Origin of the sequence: Cryobacterium sp. Y11, from assembly GCF_002929535.1 — a bacterium.
Classification (GTDB): Bacteria; Actinomycetota; Actinomycetes; order Actinomycetales; family Microbacteriaceae; genus Cryobacterium.
In genome coordinates, this window is sequence record NZ_PJJO01000060.1 from 352,738 (window position 1) to 369,248 (window position 16,511).

Sequence of the window (16,511 nt, forward strand, 5' to 3'; positions counted from 1 at the left end):
TTCCTAGCAACAGAGGGGCGGTGACCGCCCATCGCTGGCCAGACCTAGGCGACGTTATCATTGGTGCCGTGCCGTTTTGCCGCTGCCACACCTTCTGGCACGAGGTTGTCAGCGTCGTCAGCCACCGCGCGCTGGCTCGCGGCATTCGTTAGCGTTCGCGGCACGTGGTAGCGCTCGCGGCACGTGTTTGAGAGGTTCGCCCCGGTTTGAACGAGTGCCAACTTCTCAAACACGTGCCACGAGACTTCCCCGCGCTAGGCGAGCGGATGCCGGGGCTCACACAGCGCGGTATCCGCTCGGCGCAGCCAAGGAGCCCTCGGGTAACGAGCCCGTTGGGTTAGACGACCTCGCCCATGGGGAGGTTGCCCTTGCGGGCATCCAGCTTGCCGAAGTGGCTCTCGAGCAGGCTTTTCATCTTGTGCAGGGCGCCGGTCAGGGCCTCCTCAACGGCGCTGGCGTTCTCGGTGACGACGACGGGCGTGCCACCGGCCGGGCGGGCCTCGAGCGTGCACTTGATGTCCTCGGCGCTGCTGCGGCCGGCGCTGCCATCGGAGAGGTGAACCTCAACCCGGGTCAGGCGGTCGCCGTAGCGCGCGAGGGATTCTTCGACGATGGTTTCGAGGCCGCCGGCGACACGCTCTGTACCGTCGACGTTGCTGTCGGTATTAACAATGACCTGCATTATTGCTCCTTTGCTTGCGTGCACTTTCAGGCTACCGCTCCTGGATCTGAGGCGGCCGGTGACACGTTGAAGTTGTCGCGAAACACGTTTTCGGGATCGTAACGCCGTTTCAGTTTGCGCAGGCGGGCCAGTGTTGCCGGCGGAAAAGCATCATCCAGGCGTTCGGGGCGTTGATCTGTTTCACAGCTGAGGTAGACGCCGGCCAGGTGTTGGTACAGATCGTCCCAGGCTGCAGCGAGACGCGCCCGGTTGGTGCCGAGCGCGACCACGGAGAAATTCGCTTGCCGATGCGCGAACGGGGTGGCGTCATCCGCTCTACCGGCGACGGCGCCGCCCCTTGTGCGAATCGGAAAGAAGTACACGTCACCGCTCTGGATCAGCCGGGTGGCAGCGGCCGCGAATTCGGGCGTGAGGTGTTCGATCAGGCCCGAGCACGACACCGGTTCGCCCTGGCCACGGTGTGGACCAGGATCCGCGTTGCCCCCTACCTGGGCGGAGGACTGCAAACGCACCTCCTGACCGACCAAGGGGCGATGTTAGCGAGGGGTCGCAGCCGTTCGATGATTACGTCGGGATCACTCGAATTGACCACGGCCATGATCTGGGCGATCTGGGGTTCACCGCGCTGCGGGCGGCCCATCATCAGGAAGCTCGTGACGTCGCGCGGGGCCGCCTCGATGGCGGCGTCCCAGCCCTACACAAAGCTCGCGGTGTCGGTCGCGTCGAACGCGAGCTGCGCCCAGCCGATGTCGCCGACCTCGAACTCGAACTCGAACGAGATCGCGATGCCGACGTTGGCGCCGGCGCCCCGAAAACCGAGAAACGCTCGCGCATCGAGACCGAAACCAAACTGGCTCGCCGCGCGCGCATAGCCAAGACCAGCAACGAGAACAAACACGGGTCGAAGATTTTGCTGAATCAGCGGGCCTCCGATGCCCAGGTCTCGGCGGGCAAACTACGCACCGAGGTTGGCGAGAAGGTGCAGCCTGCCCAGTCCCTGCTCGACACAGCGGATGCCCGGGTGCGCGATGACGAACACATCCACGTTGACCGGCTAGAACCCCGACGTTCCGACTAGCCGCCGTATCGCCGAAGTGACCTGCGCCCGGCGAACCATCGTGGCGCAGGGTCTGGAGCGAATCGCGTTGGTCAGCCCGAACGGCGTCGGGTGGCGCTGGCCCGGCTGCTGCTGACGCCCCGTGATGACGCTCCCCGATGAACTCACCACAACGACGTCTGCCGAGGTGTCGCGTTGTCGGCACCGCACAGCGTCAAGTCGCTGGAACACAGCGCTCATGCTCGTCCTGGAGCCATAACCCGCAGCACGTGAATCCTTGCACTCGTGGTTCGGCGGTCATCTGGGCCAGCGCCAGCGTTACGAAGCGCGAACCCGCCTGCATTACTGGCCAGGAGAACACGTAGCCTTGTTCTCATGCAGACGAGGCCCGCCACGAGCACACGGGTCGTCGCCATCGACATCGCCCGCGGTCTCGCGATCATCGGTATGTTCGTGGCCCACGCCGTCCCGCGCGCGAACGACGCCGAATTGTTCGTCGACGGGCGTTCGTCCATACTGTTCGCGACCCTGGCCGGGGTGTCGCTGGGCATCATGACCGGGTCGCAGCATCCGCTTGGGCGCGGCCAGCGTTCTGATCGTGTCGTCGGCATTCTGGTGCGCGCACTGTTCTTGTTTCTGCTCGGCCTGGTGCTTTCCAGCCTGCACAGCGGTATCGCCATCATTCTGCACTTCTACGCCCTCATGTTCTTGGTGCTGATACCCCTGCTCTTTCTGCGCCGCTGGCTCCTCGGCCTGATCGGCATGGCGTTTTTCATTGGAGCGCCCCTGCTCGGTGCCGCCCAGGGCGAAGTGGATGTCGACCAGCCAGCGTTCGCCTATTTCATCGACTATTTCTTTCTCAATGGCACCTACCCAGTGCTCATCTGGATGCCGTTTCTCCTGGCTGGACTCATCATCGTGCGGTCCGATCTGAATCGGCCGAAAACCCAGGTGGCCACGACGGGGATCGGTGCGTCGGCTGCGGTGGCCGGCTACGGCGCGGCTGTCGTGCTCCCCGGGGCCAGCGCAGCGGCCCATTCCGGATCAATCGCCGAAGTGATCGGCTCCGGCGGGCTCGCCATTGCGCTCATCGGGGCGTTGCTCTGGCTCACGGCACGGCAGCGTGACGTGCCCGGCCGAATCGCGCGCGGCATCCTCTGGCCGGTCGCAGCGACCGGCTCAATGGCGCTGAGCGTCTACACGCTCCAGATTATGGTCCTGGCCATTGTGGTCGCCGGCGGCCGGGAGGTTGACTATCCCGGGTGGCCGCTGCTGATCTGGATGCTCGTCGTCACGCTACTCGGGGCCAGCCTGTGGCGGCATTTTCTGGGTAAGGGCCCACTCGAACGCCTGCTCGCGTCACTGACCCGGGCGCCGTGAGCACGCTGATACGCCGCGTCACGCCTATCGCCCGGTGTCGAGATGGGAGTTTCGGCCCATTTTCCATGGCACAGTCACACCTCGGTGAGCGGATGCTGCGGCGCGGCCGACCGATGGTGCACTCAGCGAATGCCACCCATGCGCTCGAGCGCCGCGCGCATAATCTGCGCCTCGGGCGTCGCGGCCACGTGGTGGTTGGTGTAGATGCCGACGAGCCACTGCAGCACCTCGTCTTCACTCATGGCGACGGCGTTCCAGTCCACACCGGGCTCGGCCGCGGTGCGTGGCTCCCCCGTTTCCGGATCGAGCCAGGCGCGCGCGATCGGCACATCGGGGTCGTCGTTGGTCATATTCCAGAGCAGGGCGATCGGGTGGTTGTCGCCGTCGATGTGGTCGTGGTCGACCCGACCGGATCCCAGCCACGGCAAGGTCAGCAGCTCACCAATGATGTCGACCTCAATGAGTTCGAGCTGGGTCGGTTCGGTCTCGGGTACATAGAGCGTGAAGCCCTGTTCAAACCACTCCGCGGCCTCGTAGATCGAGTCGAGAAGTTCGTCTTGTCCGTCGATTTCCTGCACCAAAACGAGCGCCCACTCCAGCAGAATCGTGGTTTGGTCCTCCGGCCACGGGCTTTCGTACGGGTCGGCGGTGCCGTGGTAGTGATAACTGGGGCCGGCCTCGTCGAGGAGTACGTGCAGCTGCCCGCTGTCGTAGTCGATCGACAGGTTGAGCGCCTCGCCCTCATCGTCGCGGTCGGCAAACAGATCGGGGTGCGCCAGCTCGGGTGGCAGGGTGATGGCCGCTGCGAGCCGAGGCCCCAGGTCGAGAACGACGCGAAATTGGACGGTCGGCAGGCGCAGGGTTTCGTCCTGCTCGAAGTGCTGGTCTGACATGGTTCGAGTTTATCGATGCGCGCGGGCGTTGCAGGCTCGCGCAGGCAAGCGGATGCTTCGCTCCGGCCGATCGCACGCCGGCGACAGCATGGCAGACTGCGCCGTCTGAATATCGAACTGCGGTAGCCCAAACTGACGCTGTCGACGCGGGCGTGGCTGATCGCGAACAACGGCGACGCTGTGCCGCCGAAGGTCGTCGCCAAGATCACGCGGGCCGGCGGCGAGGTTGCTACCGACAGCGAGAGCGCGCAATCCGGCATCTACCTCTCCGACGACCACGACTGGATCGAGACGGTCGCCAACGAGGAAGAGCCCAGGTGGGTGCCGTGAGCGCGTCGTACCCGAAACAGTAAGCTCGGCGCCATGAGCGCGCCCGATATGGGTAGGCGCTACGCCGGTTAGCGCAGCGGCCACCCAGACCAACACCGATACCAACGGATGCCGGCAGCCTTGCGGCGCCCAACCGGGCCACGGATTCCGTGACCACGTTCAACGCCGGCTGGTCGATGTCCACCGCTCGCGCACCAGGCTGCGCGGGTTCAGGGAAGAAGCGGCAGCTCCACGGTGAAGGTCGCACCGCATCCGACTCCTGCGCTCTCCGCACGGATGCTTCCACCGTGGGCCTCGGTAATGGATTTTGCGATCGCCAGACCAATTCCCGAACCACCGTGAGCGCGGTCGCGGCTGGCATCCACTCGATAGAAGCGCTCAAAGACATGCGAGAGATGGTCGGGAGGAATTCCATCACCCCGGTCGAATACCGAGATCGCTACCCTGGTGCCGGCGACCGCGGCGGAAATAGCGACTTCACCGCCGGACGGGGTGTGTCGAACCGCGTTGTCGAGAAGATTGGTCAGGACTTGACCGATCCGATCGCCGTCCCCATTGACGGCAGCAGCCGTGGCGCCGGCAGCGATAACCGCCGTCAAGGTCACATTCTGGGTGGCGTATTGCGCCGCCGCCTGGGCTACTGCATCAGCGAGAAGCTGCGCGACGGGCAGTCGTTGCCGGTGCATGGTCAGTCGACCCTCCTCGGCAGTGGTCACGATGGAGACGTCCTCGCTGAGCCGGGTCAGTCGAGTGACCTGGTCTCCCAGCATGGTGAGCGTTGCCGGGTTGGCTTGCTGCACACCGTCGGCGATGGCCTCGAGATAGGCCCCAATCGTGGTGATGGGCGTGCGCATTTCGTGCGCCAGGTCGCCGAGCATTCTCGTTCTGGTCGCTTCTATTCGGCCGAGATCGGTGGCCATCGAGTTGAACGCCGTGGTGAGGTCATCAAACTCCACTCCCAAACCCACAGCGGGGATTCGGGCCGTGTAATTCCCGTTGGCAACACTATTCGCGGCCGCGGTAACGGGCGCGAGGGACCGAGTGATCCGGTGCGAGACAAACAGGCTAACCCCGACGGAGGTGGCCAGGGCTGCGATCAAGGCCACGGCCAGCGAAAGCAGGGACGCCGTCCGGAAGGCCTCTTCGGCGTGAAGCGACAACTCTGGTCCGGCGCCCATCCCCGTCAGATGTGCGTGAAAAATGGCCGGGCCAATACCTGCGACGACGACCCAGGCGGTGGCGACCCCGACCAGAACAACGAACAGGATGGCGATGAGTAGGCGCGCGCTGAGATCCCGCAGGCCAGGAACCCGAACGCGTCTGCTGCTCACGCTCCGGCGCCCATCTGGTATCCCACCCCGCGTACCGTCCGAATGAAGACCGGTGAGGATGGGTCGTCACCGATTTTGCGTCGCAGGTGTCCGATATGCACATCCACGAGATGTGGATCACTCAGCCAGCCATCACCCCATACCTCCTCGATGAGTTGCTGCCGGGAGAAGACAATCCGAGATTTACCGGCCAATGTTGCCAAAACGTCAAACTCCGTCCGAGTGAGATCCACCGGTTCACCACTGCGGTGAATTTCCCGACCGGCGACGTCGATTCGGAGGGAGCCAAAGACCAGCGGCGCAGCGCCCCCGACGTCGACCTGTTCACTGGGCCGCGGACGACGCAGCATCGCGCGCACGCGCGCCACGAGCTCACGCGGGCTGAATGGCTTGGTCAGGTAGTCATCCGCACCGACAGAAAGCCCGACCAGCTTGTCAATTTCGTCGACGCGAGCGGTGAGCATGATGATGTAGCAGTCGGTGAACGTGCGAACGGTGCGGCAGACCTCGATCCCATCCATCGCCGGCAGCCCAACGTCCAAAACGATAATGGCCGGGGACCAGTCTCGCGCCTTCGTCACGGCCGACGGTCCGTCGACTGCCGTCTCGACGTCGAATCCATCTCGTTCCAGGTAGCCGGCGACCAGCTCGAGCAACGGCAACTCGTCATCTACCACCAGCACTCTGGGCCGCGGCTGGGCCGTGTACGGCCTGAAAGTAGGTGACGTCATGCTCTCATTGTCCCGCCACGTTACCCGCGTGCCGAACGGATGCGCGGCAGCAGCCGATCCCGGCGAGGAAACCACAGGAAAACTTCACAGTTTCTTCGACAGTTCTCTATTCGAGGCCAGAAGACTCCACAGAGGAGCGCCACCGGCGGGCCGCGAAAGGAAACAGATGATGGGAAATGATGCAGGCAAAATGGGTCACGGGACTGCTCGAATGACGAAGCGCACTCTCACCACCGTTGCGGTCGCAGTCGGCGTTGCCGCCGTTGTCGCGGCGACAGCAGTCGTGGCAGTTACCAGCGGTAATTCGAACGCGCAAGCATCCGCTCATAACGACATGGTCACCGGCACTATTTGGGTCGGGAACGAAGACGACGCCAGCCTCACGGCGATCGACGCCACCACCAACACGGTGGCTACGACCCTCACCGGCGTTGCTAGCCCGCACAACGTGCAGGCCGCACCGGGGGGCCGCTCCATCTGGGCGGTTAGCGGCACGTCGGCCATGGCTGTAGAAATCGATCTGCAAACGAACGAGGTTCACGGCACAGTTTCCACAGGAGTGATGCCCGCCCACGTCATCGTGACGCCCGACGAGACTCGCACATACACAACAAACAATGCCGACGACACCGTGTCAGCTTTCGACATCGCCACCATGACGACGATCGCCACAATCCCGGTCGGCGCGGGACCCCACGGGCTGCGGCCCAGCCCGGACGGCACCACGATTTACGTTGCAAACATTGCAGGAACCACCCTGAGCGTCATCGACACGGCGACCAACACGCAGGTTGACGAAATTGAGGTGGGGGAATCGCCAGCACAGGTCGCGTTCTCGCCCGACGGACAGTTCGTTTATGCCTCGCTGAACGGAGACGACGCTGTGGCGAAAGTCGATACCGCTACCCGCCAACTCGTTGCCACCATTCCCACTGGTGTTGGCCCGATTCAAACGTTCGCCAGTGCAGACGGTAAGTATGTTCTCGTCGCCAACCAAGGTACAGAAGAGCAACCCAGCACTACTGTTTCCATCGTCGACACCGCCACCTTTGCCGTTGTTCGCACGGTCGAGACCGGGGCCGGGGCGCACGGTATCGTCATTGACCCGACCAGCCGACATGCCTATGTCACCAATATGTTTGACGACACGGTCTCCGTACTCGATCTGACGACGTTGACGGTGGTGGCCACGATTCCCGTTGGGTCGACACCGAACGGGATCACATTCACCCCCCGAAAAACAGCGGCCACCCCGCCGGTCGATTTGGGCCTGGCCGATCACGATACGGGTATGCACGGCATGCAACACTGACGCCAGTTTCCCGCCCTCTCTCACTGCAGTATCATTTATGAGCACCCGAGGAGTCACTCTTGGCTAAATTCAGCCGGTCACAACGCCGCATTTTCGTATTATCCATGCCACTCGCCGGCCTTATTGCCCTCAGCGGATGCTCCGCCAGCGGCCCGGATTCCGCCGTGCCGACGGCAGACACCGCCCCGGTCGAGAGCGCCTTCGAGCACGTGCACGGCCTCGGCGCCGATCCCTTGACGGGAAATACCTACGCGGCCACCCACCACGGTGTCTGGCTCATCCCCACCAACGTTCTGCCAGACACCTATTTGACCGGAGCGCCCCGCGCCGACACGACCCAGCCGACGCAGATCGCCGGTCTGGGGCAAGACACGATGGGCTTTACCGTCGCAGCTCCCGGCCACCTGCTGGCATCCGGCCACCCCGATCCGACCGAGCCGAACGACCTGCGACTACCCAATCTGGGGCTGATCTCAAGTACCAATGAGGCGGCATCCTGGACGGCAGTGTCGCTGGAGGGCGAAACCGATTTTCACGATTTGGATGCCGTCCAGCTTGACGACGACACCCTGCGCGTCTACGGCTATAACGCCGGCACCGGGGCCATCACAGTCAGTGACGACTCCGGTCTTACCTGGTCCCCACGAGCGGTCCTCGCACTCCGCGACCTGAGCGCGGATCCAACCCGGCCCGATCGAATCTACGCCACGACAGCCGACGGCCTCCTGATGAGCACAGACGCCGGTCAAACGTTTACCCCATTGGCCGGCGCTCCGGCACTGCTCCTCATCGACACCGTCGAAACGGATGCCGGCAGCAGCCTGGTGGGAATGGATCCCAGCGGCGGAGTCTGGCGGTTGGACGCCGATACGTGGACCCAGACTGGAACGACCGGCCGCGCCCCCGAAGCGTTCACCGTCGTCGACGGCACCGCACCCTGGATCCTCGTCGCCGACGCCACCGGCATCGCTGCCAGCGACGACTACGGCAGCACCTGGACCGCGCTAGTAGCGCTGGCCGGAAGCGCCGCTAATGTCAGTGGGCATGAGCACTGACGGCACCGATGACTGAGCGTGCGCTCTCGGCAGGCCCGCCATAGCCTGGATGAAATCGCGCTCGCGCCTCGGGAGGCGGTCGAGGATCCGCTCGACGTGGGTCGTTGCTTCTGCGCGAGCCCTGTTCCAGCCGGCCAGCACCTGGGCGCGAGTGATGAGAGCGCTGAACAAGCGAGCGCCGGCATCCGCTCACGACGTGACTCTTCGATGAATGCCCCGCATTGCAAATAGGTCAGTCATCACTGTAACGTCAGTACATGCTGACTATTGCCTCGCGGGCGGACGTCATGAACCGGCTCGGCCGAGCCCTGGCCGATCCAACCCGGTCCCGCATCCTACTGAGCCTCCTCGACGCCCCCGGGTATCCCGGCCAGCTGGCGCAGAATCTCGGGCTCACGCGCTCGAATGTTTCCAACCATCTGAGCTGCCTGCGCGGTTGTGGCATCGTCGCGGCGACCCCGGAAGGCCGCGCAACGCGGTACGAGATCGCCGACCCACACCTAACCCGCGCCCTCGTCGCCCTGATCGACGTCGTCCTCGCGGTCGACGACGGCAACGAGTGCAGTGACGACGCCTGCGAAGTCCCCCTCTGTTGCGGAGCCGGCGGATGACCCGAACCTCAGCGCGCACCATCAGAGCGCTCGGTCTGCCGCGCAAACAGCTCTTGCAACGGCGAATCCGTTGGATCGTCGCGATCACGATTATCTACAACCTGATCGAGGCGGTCATTGCCCTCGCCGCCGGATCTGTCGCGTCGTCGGCAGCGCTGATCGGTTTCGGTCTCGATTCGATTGTCGAGGTGCTCTCGGCCGCCGCCGTCGCCTGGCAGTTCGCCGCGCCGAACCCGGAACAGCGCGAGAAGGTCGCTCTGCGAGTGATCGCTGTCTCCTTTTTCGCTCTGGCTGGGTATGTCACCGTCGACGCTGCGCTGTCGATCACGGGATTGCGCACGCCAGAACACAGCCCGGTCGGCATCGCGCTCGCGGCGGTAAGCCTGATGGTGATGCCATTGCTGAGTTGGTTTGAACGTCGCACCGGCCGCGAGCTGGGTTCGGCATCCGCTGTCGCCGACTCCAAACAAACCCTGCTCTGCGCCTACCTCTCGGCCGCACTACTCATCGGGCTGCTGCTGAACAGCCTGCTCGGGTGGGCGTGGGCCGATGCGGTCGCCGCACTGGTGATTGCCGGTTTCGCGTTGCGGGAAGGCGTTGAAGCGTGGAAAGGCGACACCTGCGCCACGCCGATTTCTGCGCTGACCGGCGAACGTACCCCCGAGCCCGGGAGCTGCTGCTAACGTCCTCGGCGAGCGTTCATCAGAGCGGATGCCGCACCTTCCGAAACCGGCATTCAGGAATGATCGCTGGCCGTGCGGTATCCTGCGAGGAAAGACAGTGGCAGCCCGTTCGTGGGCTGAAGACAGAAGCAGAAGGTGACATGACGTTAGATTGCGCGGTACGACGGGTCAATGCATCCGTCTCGCTGTCGCCTTTCGTCTCACTGCTGGCTCTTGCCGCGCTGCTCGCGATGACGTGCGTGCTGCTGCTCGCCCTCGTCGCCATGATTTTCCTGATTCGGCTTCCGGCCCTGCGTCGGCGCCTGCTCGACGCCAGCAGCGTCACTCTGGCGTCATGGCGCAGCGTTTCCTTGCCGATTCATCGCCCCAACCTCACCCTGCTGTCTATTAGTCGCGTTTAGACCGTGATGCGGTTTCGCGCCAGTAGCTGGTAGCTGGTAGCGGAACTTCGCCTCACCGTCATGACGAGCTTCTCGCTCGAGAGCGGCTCATTCAGCAGGGATTCTTCATTGGAGAACCGCGCTGGGCGACCATCTTCCTTTTTCTGAATCACCCGCAAGGACATATTTATGCATTGCCGTCAAATTTTCCGACTTCCGCGGGCAGCGTTCCGTGGATAACACCGGTCACGTCGCCACCGCCCCACAAATCTCCGGCGCACAGCCAGCACTGTCGCGTCGCGACATGCGCGCGTTGGAGACCAGGCTGCGCGCGCGCCGATCCGGCCCGGCTCAACCACCATCACGGGCAGCTTCCCGGCCCGTCTCACTGCGCCAGCGCACAGCAGCCGGTAGCGCAATGGCGATGATCGCTCTGTTCGCGATTAGTACGTCCCTGCCCACGCTTGCGGTCGCCAACCAAACACCCAGGGCCGCAGTGACTGCCGCAGTCGAGATAGACGATCTCCAAAGCGTCAGTGCCGCAGGCACAACAACCGTGCCCATTCAACGCGACGGGTTCAGCATCAGGGAGGCGCCAGACCCCGCGTCGTATACCGAAACCGCTAACAACGGCGAATGGGCCAGCCTGAGTCCGGGCCAGCTCAGCGACGAAGGCTGGGCGTTACCCGTTCTGGGCCGAATATCGAGCCCATTCGGTTCTCGTCCGAACAAGCCGGTTGACGGTGTGGGCGACTTTCACAACGGCACCGACATTGCCGCTCCCTGCGGCCGGCCCGTTTTCGCCGCGACGAGCGGACAAATTGTCGACTCCGGCTATCAGGGCTCGTATGGCAATTGGATTCTCATTGACCACGGCAACGGCATCGAGAGCGGGTACGCCCATAACAGTCAGCTCCTCGTCGACGCCGGGCAGCTGGTCGTGGCCGGCGAAATCATTGCCGTGGTCGGCTCGACGGGGGCGTCGAGCGGCTGCCACGTGCATTTTGAAACCCGCGTCGACGGTGACGGTGTCGATGCCGAACCATTCATGAGCGATAAAGGAGTCACTCTTGGCTAAATTCAGCCGGACGCAACGCCGCATTTTTGTACTATCCAGGCCACTCACCGGCCTTATTGCCCTCAGCGGATGCGCCGCCACCGGCATCACCGCCAGCGACGACTACGGCGACACCCGGAGATCCCTGGCAGGTTAACCCCTCACCACCTGCGTCAGATCCCGAACCGTGAGAAGCATTATTGATTAGATCAATATATTGCAATATCTTTATATATCTGCTTCGATAGAAGCATGGCAAGCGGCGCAGGTGTTGAGGAAGCGGCAGAGATTTTCAAGGCGCTGTCCTCGCCTGCGCGACTGGAGATACTGCATTTTCTTGCTCAATCTGACCTGACTGTCACCGCCCTCGTGGAGGCGACAGACCTGTCACAACCGCTCGTGTCGCAACATCTCAAGACACTGAGGTTGGCTCGGCTGGTAACCGCCAGCCGCACCGGGCGAGAGGTGACTTACGCAATTGCGGATCACCACATCGCCCACGTCGTCGAAGACGCGATCAAGCACGTCCTCGAAGAGGATCTCTAATACACACTCACTCGTTAGAAAAGAAGCAATTATGTCGACAACCGAAATCCACGCCGAGCACGCCCTATCCGAGCATGAGCACGGTGTCGACTGCGGACATCAGGCGATCCAGCACGATGACCACACCGACTACGTTCACGACACCCACCACCACGCCCTGCACGACGGTCACTATGACGAGCACGAGTCGAAGGCAGAGCACACGGTCGAAGACCACGCTCACGGTGCTGACTGTGGCCACGAATCCGTTAGCCACGACGACCACACTGATTTCGTGCACGACGGCCACAGGCACGCTGAGCACGCGGGTCACTACGACGAGCACTAAGTAGCGCCCGCCCGAGACTCTCGAGTCTTAAGGCAAACGGGGAGGTCAGTCCACCGCGGACCGGCCTCCCCGTTGTCATATGCCCGACTACCCAACATCGTCTCGACGTCGCGATCATCCTGCAAGCCGCATTCGTCGACGAAAGTCACTGCGCCGAGTCGTACGAGCAGACCGCCGCGATCGGCGCACCGGTGGGAGCTAGATCGTTCGCCACGGTGCATGCCACCCGTGCGTCAACGCTCGGGGCTACGGGTCCGGATAGGTTTGCCGGTCCCGAGGACGGCGCTGTATAGCGCGGCTGGGATGTCGTCTGCCGGTGCGTGGATGCGCACCGGGCCGCCGGATGCTATCCAGCCCAGGAGGGCATCCAGAGCGACCGGTTGATCGAGGCCACCCAGCCACACGGACGGACCCGTCATGCCGGTGCTTCCATCGCGGCGGGCCACCGCAGCGACAGCCCCGCGGGCGCAGGCTCCCAGACATTCGGTGGAAACCAGGATCGCACCTCGGCTGGCTGCGATTGTTGACCGCAACCGGTCGGCACCGTTTTGGCCATCAGCCAGGCGGTGGAGCGCGTTACAGCGGTAGCCAGCGCACAGGGCCACGAGCGGACCGCTGGCTTCCTGGTCGGTCAGGGTTGTCACTTTTGTGTGTTTCATTGCGGGCACCGATTCTGTCGTGTCGGAGTGGATATGACGTGGTGGAGTCTCAGTCAACGTCAAGGTCCCAGGCCGGAAAGGGGTCGGCCAGGGATTTCCATTCGCTAGGATCGCCGATGAATTCACGGTTGGTCAGCAGGCAGGCGTCGAGGTTCGCGGTGAGCTTGATCCCGTCGAGGTTCTTGCCAAAGAAGGCGATCTCCTGGCCCCAAGGAGACTCGGGGTCGTGGCTGCCCATACTGGTCGGTTCGAAGCCGATGGTCGGGCCTGCGCTATTCCACGAACCCACAACGTGGGGCCGGGATGCGAGACGGAACAGGCCGCGCGAGCGCAGGATCTCCCCCGATTTGGCCGCCTTGTCGCTGAGAAATTTCGCGAGCCGGCCCGGGTGAAACGGTCGAGGATCACGGTAAACGACGCATCCAAGCCCGATACCGCTCGAAGTTAGCAGCCCCTCACCGTTGAGCTGACGAATCCAACCGGGGCTTTGCTGCAGCCAAGCCAACATGTTCTCTCGGGGAGGGAACCATGGTTTTACCGAGGTACGCCCATGGCGAGCGAAAACGACATGACTAGAGGGGTTGAGCAGCCGCACGAAGTCACGCAGGTCAGCACAGTCGGCCGCCGTGGCCAGGTCGGTCTTGTTGATCACCACAACGCTCGCCCACTCGATCTGCTCAACCAAAGCATCGGCAATCGTCCGGTCGTGCTCACCATGCGTGACACAGGAGACGGGAGGAATCGGCGCAAGAGCATCGCTACGGATGCCCGCCCAAAACGTGGACGCGTCCAGCACGCTCACAAAATTGCCGATGCGGAGGACTTCAGCATCGGGCCGCAGCGCCCGGTCGCCACCCGCAGCGATAACCGACATCGCCACCTCGATCGGAACTATGGACGGATGAATCTCCAACATCACCTCTGTCCGGGTAATGCCGGCAATGGCATTGGAAACGGCGCTGCGATCTGAGCCAGCGAGACGGATGCTGGTTGTCCCGCTGGCCCGCGCGATGGACGATTTACCGGCACCGGCAAGTCCGCTAACGAGGTTCACTGTGAGAGAGGGAGACGTGATCATGACTGCTACTCTAATTGATATTCGTTCTCAACAAGAAAGATGTGACCATGAAAGTTCGAAATTCACTCAAAGCGCTCAAGAAGCTCCCCGGCGCACAGATCGTGCACAGACGGGGACGCGTTTTCGTGATCAACAAGAAGAACCCGCGGCTGAAGGCTCGGCAGGGTTAGCCTGCCCTCCAGCGCTTGGCCTGCCCTTCGCGTGGCCATCCCGGCACGCGGAAGCTCGACTCAAAGCTGGTCGTTTTCGCCGGAGCGGTTTACGGCTGCTTGACCGGTCCATATGCGCACGACAACATTGCGTCGAACGGTCAGCCGTCAGGACAGTAGCTGAGCTTCGATCCACCGGTCCGCCTTGAGCGAGTGGCGTCGCTGAATTCTGCACGTTGTTGTGGTGGGCGCGGCGAAGCTGTCGGCTTTGCTGTCAATGGTGTTCTGTGAACTTCGGTGCCGGGTGGACAGCCGCGTTCGCGGCTGTCCACCCGGCTTCCCATGGCCAGCTGGCCGGCTGGCCGGCAGATGCAGGATGATTTTCCGAGCTGAGGAGAAGATTCAGGCCGGGATGTTGATGAGTTTGCGGCGGATGGTGCCGCTGCGAGCCTTGCCCCGATCGGCGTCGGCATAGGTTCCGACGAAAAGTTTCTTCGTGCCGCCGTGCCGCAGCAGCGCCATATTATCAATCGAGTCGGTACCGGCGAGAATGAGCGCGCGACGAGTGGGAAGTATCGTGATGCTTGACGTGCCCCGTAGGTCATCGCGCATGCCGGAATAACCCTCCCACACGAGAAAGAAACAATCGGTGGGTGTCGCGGTGTGCGGTCGGAGAAGCCGGGCGAGCGTCGCGGCCACGGCGGGTTCGATGGTTCCGATTATGGGATTTGCCTCCCGCTCTCTTTCGTTGAGGTCGGTCCACTTCATCGCTGCGTCCACCTCGATCCGCTCCGCGACACAGGTCCTCCATGCGAAAAGTTGACCGTCACCGTCGGGCACAGGATTCATGACACGCGCTTACGAAACGTGCCCACGAGGCAGATAATCGTTCACGATCATCAATTCACCATGGGGAGCTGACAGCCCAGTGATGACTTTCGGAACGCGATCAAGCGAAAGCAGGGCCATCTATCTGCGCACCCTACCGAATATTAGAAGCCAGTTCCATAGCGATCTGACGCGACGCGCCTCCCCGGCCGGATCCCTGCGCAAACAGTACTCGACAGCTTCCGCCACGACGTCATCAATCCTAAAACAGACCAATTTATCGCAGGGACCCGCACTCGTTGACCCAGGCTAAATTCGCGAAAGAGCTCGAGCGAGACGACTATCCCGTAGTCGGCTCGGCGGATTTAATCGGTCGTCGCACCGATGGGCTTTTCTGACTCTGACAATATTTATTGCATAACTTGAGCGGGCGTGCTGCCACTGAGTGCTTACGGTGAAATGCGTCGTTCTCCCGCTAACGGGCGCGGGTGCAGGCCACAGACCCTGCACCGAACGCTAACGCCAACTACGATTTGATCGTGGAACTTTTGAGGCTTGCGGCGTCTTCCAACGACAGCTCGGAGTCGGCAAAGGCTTGGTCATCCGCAAAAGACTTCATGCGCGCGATACGATAGATGATTAGGCCGTAGAGGCATTTGGCGAGAATATCAGCCACGGAATAACCGATCTGCAGGCCTACCCAAGCGTCGGATCCGTCGATGCCGATGCCGGGCAGTAGGTACGCGATCGGATAGACACCCCAGGTGGCCAGCAGCAGCAGTCGCAGTAGGCTGATGGTTTTGCGCACCGTGGCGGGCTGCCGTTTCAGCGATCGAGTCAGCTCAACGAAGAGCACATAGAGGATGTACGCGAACGGAATCGAGGACAGCAAGCCGAAGATGCCGCGGGTCAGGTTGTCCGAAGCCATCTCTCCGGGGTAACCGAGGGCGATCATGAGGGCGGCGGCGGGAATCAGCCGAGTGAGCAGGCTGCTTTGCACTTTACGCGCCAGGGCCAGAACAGCCACGAGCTCGAGCAGCAATAGCGGCACAGTGAGGAGCCAATCGACGTACCGGTAGCCCTCATTGAAGGATGCTCCGGCAACTTGGGCATAGTTGCCGCGGCCACCGATGGCGTCAGTGACGAACGCCTCGGTAAAGGAGTTGAAGATGCGGAAGTAGTGGTACGCCGCAATGCCACAGACGATGGCAGCGACGGTCATCGCCTGGCGGTAGCGCGGCAGCACTCGCGGCAGACAGACGACCAGAAAAATAGACGTAAACAGCTGCGAAGCGATCACGAAAGAAAACACGTTGTAGATGGTGTCGTATTGGATTTGGGTTAGGGAGTCAGGTATCAAGATGTCCTCTACTGTCCACGAGCATTCGACGAAATTACGAAGATCAAACCGAAAAACAAAA

24 protein-coding genes are annotated in these 16,511 nt (G+C 62.6%); 12 read left to right on the forward strand and 12 right to left on the reverse strand.

The genetic code is table 11. The features are described from left to right. Window positions 1-337 precede the first annotated feature (337 nt). The 3 genes from CXY75_RS16525 to CXY75_RS20130 all read right to left on the reverse strand — a co-directional run bounded on the left by CXY75_RS16525 (window position 338) and on the right by CXY75_RS20130 (window position 1,580). Window positions 338-682: an HPF/RaiA family ribosome-associated protein gene (locus CXY75_RS16525; protein WP_104083874.1), complete on the reverse strand. Its 345-nt coding sequence runs from the start codon at window positions 680-682 to the stop codon at window positions 338-340. A 26-nt stretch (window positions 683-708) separates the two neighbouring features. Next, complete coding sequence (locus CXY75_RS20125; RefSeq protein ID WP_199182484.1) at window positions 709-1,209, reverse strand: BBE domain-containing protein; 501 nt, start codon at window positions 1,207-1,209, stop codon at window positions 709-711. Between the two features lie 167 nt (window positions 1,210-1,376). Beyond that, complete coding sequence (locus CXY75_RS20130) at window positions 1,377-1,580, reverse strand: hypothetical protein (protein WP_199182485.1); 204 nt, start codon at window positions 1,578-1,580, stop codon at window positions 1,377-1,379. Window positions 1,581-1,592: 12 nt separating this feature from the next. On the opposite strand from CXY75_RS20130, the gene CXY75_RS19880 reads away from it, so the two are divergent. Together CXY75_RS19880 and CXY75_RS16535 are read left to right on the forward strand one after the other, a co-directional pair. After that, window positions 1,593-1,760 (forward strand): hypothetical protein, encoded by a 168-nt coding sequence (locus tag CXY75_RS19880; RefSeq protein WP_158251236.1) that lies wholly within the window; start codon window positions 1,593-1,595, stop codon window positions 1,758-1,760. Between the two features lie 354 nt (window positions 1,761-2,114). Then, window positions 2,115-3,119 (forward strand): DUF418 domain-containing protein, encoded by a 1,005-nt coding sequence (locus tag CXY75_RS16535; protein WP_104083875.1) that lies wholly within the window; start codon window positions 2,115-2,117, stop codon window positions 3,117-3,119. Window positions 3,120-3,241: 122 nt separating this feature from the next. Here CXY75_RS16535 and CXY75_RS16540 read toward each other — a convergent pair whose 3' ends face one another. Next, the gene (locus CXY75_RS16540; RefSeq protein WP_104083876.1) at window positions 3,242-4,012 is read right to left on the reverse strand and encodes a hypothetical protein; all 771 of its coding nucleotides are present in this window, start codon (window positions 4,010-4,012) and stop codon (window positions 3,242-3,244) included. A gap of 180 nt (window positions 4,013-4,192) precedes the next feature. Here CXY75_RS16540 and CXY75_RS16545 point away from each other — a divergent pair, with 180 nt between their 5' ends. Then, window positions 4,193-4,342, forward strand: a complete 150-nt coding sequence (locus tag CXY75_RS16545; protein WP_233201970.1) for a hypothetical protein — start codon at window positions 4,193-4,195, stop codon at window positions 4,340-4,342. 209 nt (window positions 4,343-4,551) lie between these two features. On the opposite strand, the gene CXY75_RS16550 is transcribed toward CXY75_RS16545, so the two are convergent. Next, the gene (locus tag CXY75_RS16550) at window positions 4,552-5,673 is read right to left on the reverse strand and encodes a cell wall metabolism sensor histidine kinase WalK (protein ID WP_104083877.1); all 1,122 of its coding nucleotides are present in this window, start codon (window positions 5,671-5,673) and stop codon (window positions 4,552-4,554) included. Further along, window positions 5,670-6,404: a response regulator transcription factor gene (locus CXY75_RS16555; protein WP_104083935.1), complete on the reverse strand. Its 735-nt coding sequence runs from the start codon at window positions 6,402-6,404 to the stop codon at window positions 5,670-5,672. The genes CXY75_RS16550 and CXY75_RS16555 overlap by 4 nt, the downstream gene beginning before the upstream one ends. Window positions 6,405-6,615: 211 nt before the next feature. On the opposite strand from CXY75_RS16555, the gene CXY75_RS16560 reads away from it, so the two are divergent. From CXY75_RS16560 to CXY75_RS16585, 5 genes are all read left to right on the forward strand, one after another. Next, window positions 6,616-7,716 carry a beta-propeller fold lactonase family protein gene (locus CXY75_RS16560; protein ID WP_233201971.1) on the forward strand — a complete coding sequence of 367 codons (1,101 nt, stop codon included), beginning with the start codon at window positions 6,616-6,618 and terminating at the stop codon, window positions 7,714-7,716. A gap of 59 nt (window positions 7,717-7,775) precedes the next feature. Next, window positions 7,776-8,771, forward strand: a complete 996-nt coding sequence (locus tag CXY75_RS16565; RefSeq protein ID WP_146069512.1) for a F510_1955 family glycosylhydrolase — start codon at window positions 7,776-7,778, stop codon at window positions 8,769-8,771. A 257-nt stretch (window positions 8,772-9,028) separates the two neighbouring features. Continuing rightward, window positions 9,029-9,382, forward strand: coding sequence for a helix-turn-helix transcriptional regulator (locus CXY75_RS16575; protein ID WP_104083879.1), 354 nt, complete (start codon window positions 9,029-9,031; stop codon window positions 9,380-9,382). After that, window positions 9,379-10,065 carry a cation transporter gene (locus CXY75_RS16580; protein WP_104083880.1) on the forward strand — a complete coding sequence of 229 codons (687 nt, stop codon included), beginning with the start codon at window positions 9,379-9,381 and terminating at the stop codon, window positions 10,063-10,065. Before CXY75_RS16575 ends, CXY75_RS16580 begins: the two co-directional genes overlap by 4 nt. 140 nt (window positions 10,066-10,205) lie before the next feature. After that, window positions 10,206-10,466 carry a hypothetical protein gene (locus CXY75_RS16585; RefSeq protein ID WP_104083881.1) on the forward strand — a complete coding sequence of 87 codons (261 nt, stop codon included), beginning with the start codon at window positions 10,206-10,208 and terminating at the stop codon, window positions 10,464-10,466. Here CXY75_RS16585 and CXY75_RS19885 read toward each other — a convergent pair. Continuing rightward, window positions 10,463-10,618, reverse strand: coding sequence for a hypothetical protein (locus CXY75_RS19885; RefSeq protein WP_158251237.1), 156 nt, complete (start codon window positions 10,616-10,618; stop codon window positions 10,463-10,465). The genes CXY75_RS16585 and CXY75_RS19885 overlap by 4 nt on opposite strands. A 383-nt stretch (window positions 10,619-11,001) precedes the next feature. Here CXY75_RS19885 and CXY75_RS19890 point away from each other — a divergent pair, with 383 nt between their 5' ends. From CXY75_RS19890 to CXY75_RS16595, 3 genes are all read left to right on the forward strand, one after another. Then, entirely contained in the window at window positions 11,002-11,523 is a 522-nt protein-coding gene (locus tag CXY75_RS19890; RefSeq protein WP_158251238.1) for a M23 family metallopeptidase, read from the forward strand. Beyond that, the gene (locus CXY75_RS19895; RefSeq protein WP_158251239.1) at window positions 11,516-11,659 is read left to right on the forward strand and encodes a hypothetical protein; all 144 of its coding nucleotides are present in this window, start codon (window positions 11,516-11,518) and stop codon (window positions 11,657-11,659) included. The genes CXY75_RS19890 and CXY75_RS19895 overlap by 8 nt, the downstream gene beginning before the upstream one ends. A gap of 95 nt (window positions 11,660-11,754) precedes the next feature. Next, the gene (locus CXY75_RS16595) at window positions 11,755-12,048 is read left to right on the forward strand and encodes a helix-turn-helix transcriptional regulator (RefSeq protein ID WP_104083883.1); all 294 of its coding nucleotides are present in this window, start codon (window positions 11,755-11,757) and stop codon (window positions 12,046-12,048) included. Between the two features lie 64 nt (window positions 12,049-12,112). Here the strand turns inward: CXY75_RS16595 and CXY75_RS19900 are convergent, their stop codons facing one another. The 3 genes from CXY75_RS19900 to CXY75_RS16610 all read right to left on the reverse strand — a co-directional run bounded on the left by CXY75_RS19900 (window position 12,113) and on the right by CXY75_RS16610 (window position 14,113). Then, window positions 12,113-12,361 carry a hypothetical protein gene (locus CXY75_RS19900; protein ID WP_158251240.1) on the reverse strand — a complete coding sequence of 83 codons (249 nt, stop codon included), beginning with the start codon at window positions 12,359-12,361 and terminating at the stop codon, window positions 12,113-12,115. A 248-nt stretch (window positions 12,362-12,609) separates the two neighbouring features. After that, window positions 12,610-13,035, reverse strand: a complete 426-nt coding sequence (locus CXY75_RS16605; RefSeq protein ID WP_146069513.1) for a hypothetical protein — start codon at window positions 13,033-13,035, stop codon at window positions 12,610-12,612. Between the two features lie 49 nt (window positions 13,036-13,084). Beyond that, window positions 13,085-14,113 (reverse strand): GTP-binding protein, encoded by a 1,029-nt coding sequence (locus CXY75_RS16610; RefSeq protein WP_104083886.1) that lies wholly within the window; start codon window positions 14,111-14,113, stop codon window positions 13,085-13,087. A 47-nt stretch (window positions 14,114-14,160) separates the two neighbouring features. Here CXY75_RS16610 and ykgO point away from each other — a divergent pair, with 47 nt between their 5' ends. After that, window positions 14,161-14,283 (forward strand): type B 50S ribosomal protein L36, encoded by a 123-nt coding sequence (ykgO, locus tag CXY75_RS16615; RefSeq protein ID WP_088455075.1) that lies wholly within the window; start codon window positions 14,161-14,163, stop codon window positions 14,281-14,283. 381 nt (window positions 14,284-14,664) lie between these two features. On the opposite strand, the gene CXY75_RS21125 is transcribed toward ykgO, so the two are convergent. Together CXY75_RS21125 and CXY75_RS16625 are read right to left on the reverse strand one after the other, a co-directional pair. Continuing rightward, on the reverse strand, window positions 14,665-15,111 hold the full coding sequence (locus CXY75_RS21125) for a hypothetical protein (RefSeq protein WP_146069514.1): 447 nt from the start codon (window positions 15,109-15,111) through the stop codon (window positions 14,665-14,667). A 505-nt stretch (window positions 15,112-15,616) separates the two neighbouring features. Further along, the gene (locus CXY75_RS16625) at window positions 15,617-16,402 is read right to left on the reverse strand and encodes a bacteriorhodopsin (RefSeq protein WP_233201972.1); all 786 of its coding nucleotides are present in this window, start codon (window positions 16,400-16,402) and stop codon (window positions 15,617-15,619) included. Window positions 16,403-16,511: the final 109 nt, after the last annotated feature.

Coding starts and splice junctions, on each gene's coding strand:
- CXY75_RS16575 (WP_104083879.1), top strand. CDS start 9,029: ATGCTGACTATTGCCTCGCGGGCGGACGTCATGAACCGGCTCGGCCGA.
- CXY75_RS16585 (WP_104083881.1), top strand. CDS start 10,206: ATGACGTTAGATTGCGCGGTACGACGGGTCAATGCATCCGTCTCGCTG.
- CXY75_RS16595 (WP_104083883.1), top strand. CDS start 11,755: ATGGCAAGCGGCGCAGGTGTTGAGGAAGCGGCAGAGATTTTCAAGGCG.
- CXY75_RS16610 (WP_104083886.1), bottom strand. CDS start 14,113: ATGATCACGTCTCCCTCTCTCACAGTGAACCTCGTTAGCGGACTTGCC.
- CXY75_RS16605 (WP_146069513.1), bottom strand. CDS start 13,035: ATGAAACACACAAAAGTGACAACCCTGACCGACCAGGAAGCCAGCGGT.
- CXY75_RS16535 (WP_104083875.1), top strand. CDS start 2,115: ATGCAGACGAGGCCCGCCACGAGCACACGGGTCGTCGCCATCGACATC.
- CXY75_RS16525 (WP_104083874.1), bottom strand. CDS start 682: ATGCAGGTCATTGTTAATACCGACAGCAACGTCGACGGTACAGAGCGT.
- CXY75_RS16555 (WP_104083935.1), bottom strand. CDS start 6,404: ATGACGTCACCTACTTTCAGGCCGTACACGGCCCAGCCGCGGCCCAGA.
- CXY75_RS21125 (WP_146069514.1), bottom strand. CDS start 15,111: ATGAATCCTGTGCCCGACGGTGACGGTCAACTTTTCGCATGGAGGACC.
- CXY75_RS16540 (WP_104083876.1), bottom strand. CDS start 4,012: ATGTCAGACCAGCACTTCGAGCAGGACGAAACCCTGCGCCTGCCGACC.
- CXY75_RS16580 (WP_104083880.1), top strand. CDS start 9,379: ATGACCCGAACCTCAGCGCGCACCATCAGAGCGCTCGGTCTGCCGCGC.
- ykgO (WP_088455075.1), top strand. CDS start 14,161: ATGAAAGTTCGAAATTCACTCAAAGCGCTCAAGAAGCTCCCCGGCGCA.
- CXY75_RS16560 (WP_233201971.1), top strand. CDS start 6,616: ATGACGAAGCGCACTCTCACCACCGTTGCGGTCGCAGTCGGCGTTGCC.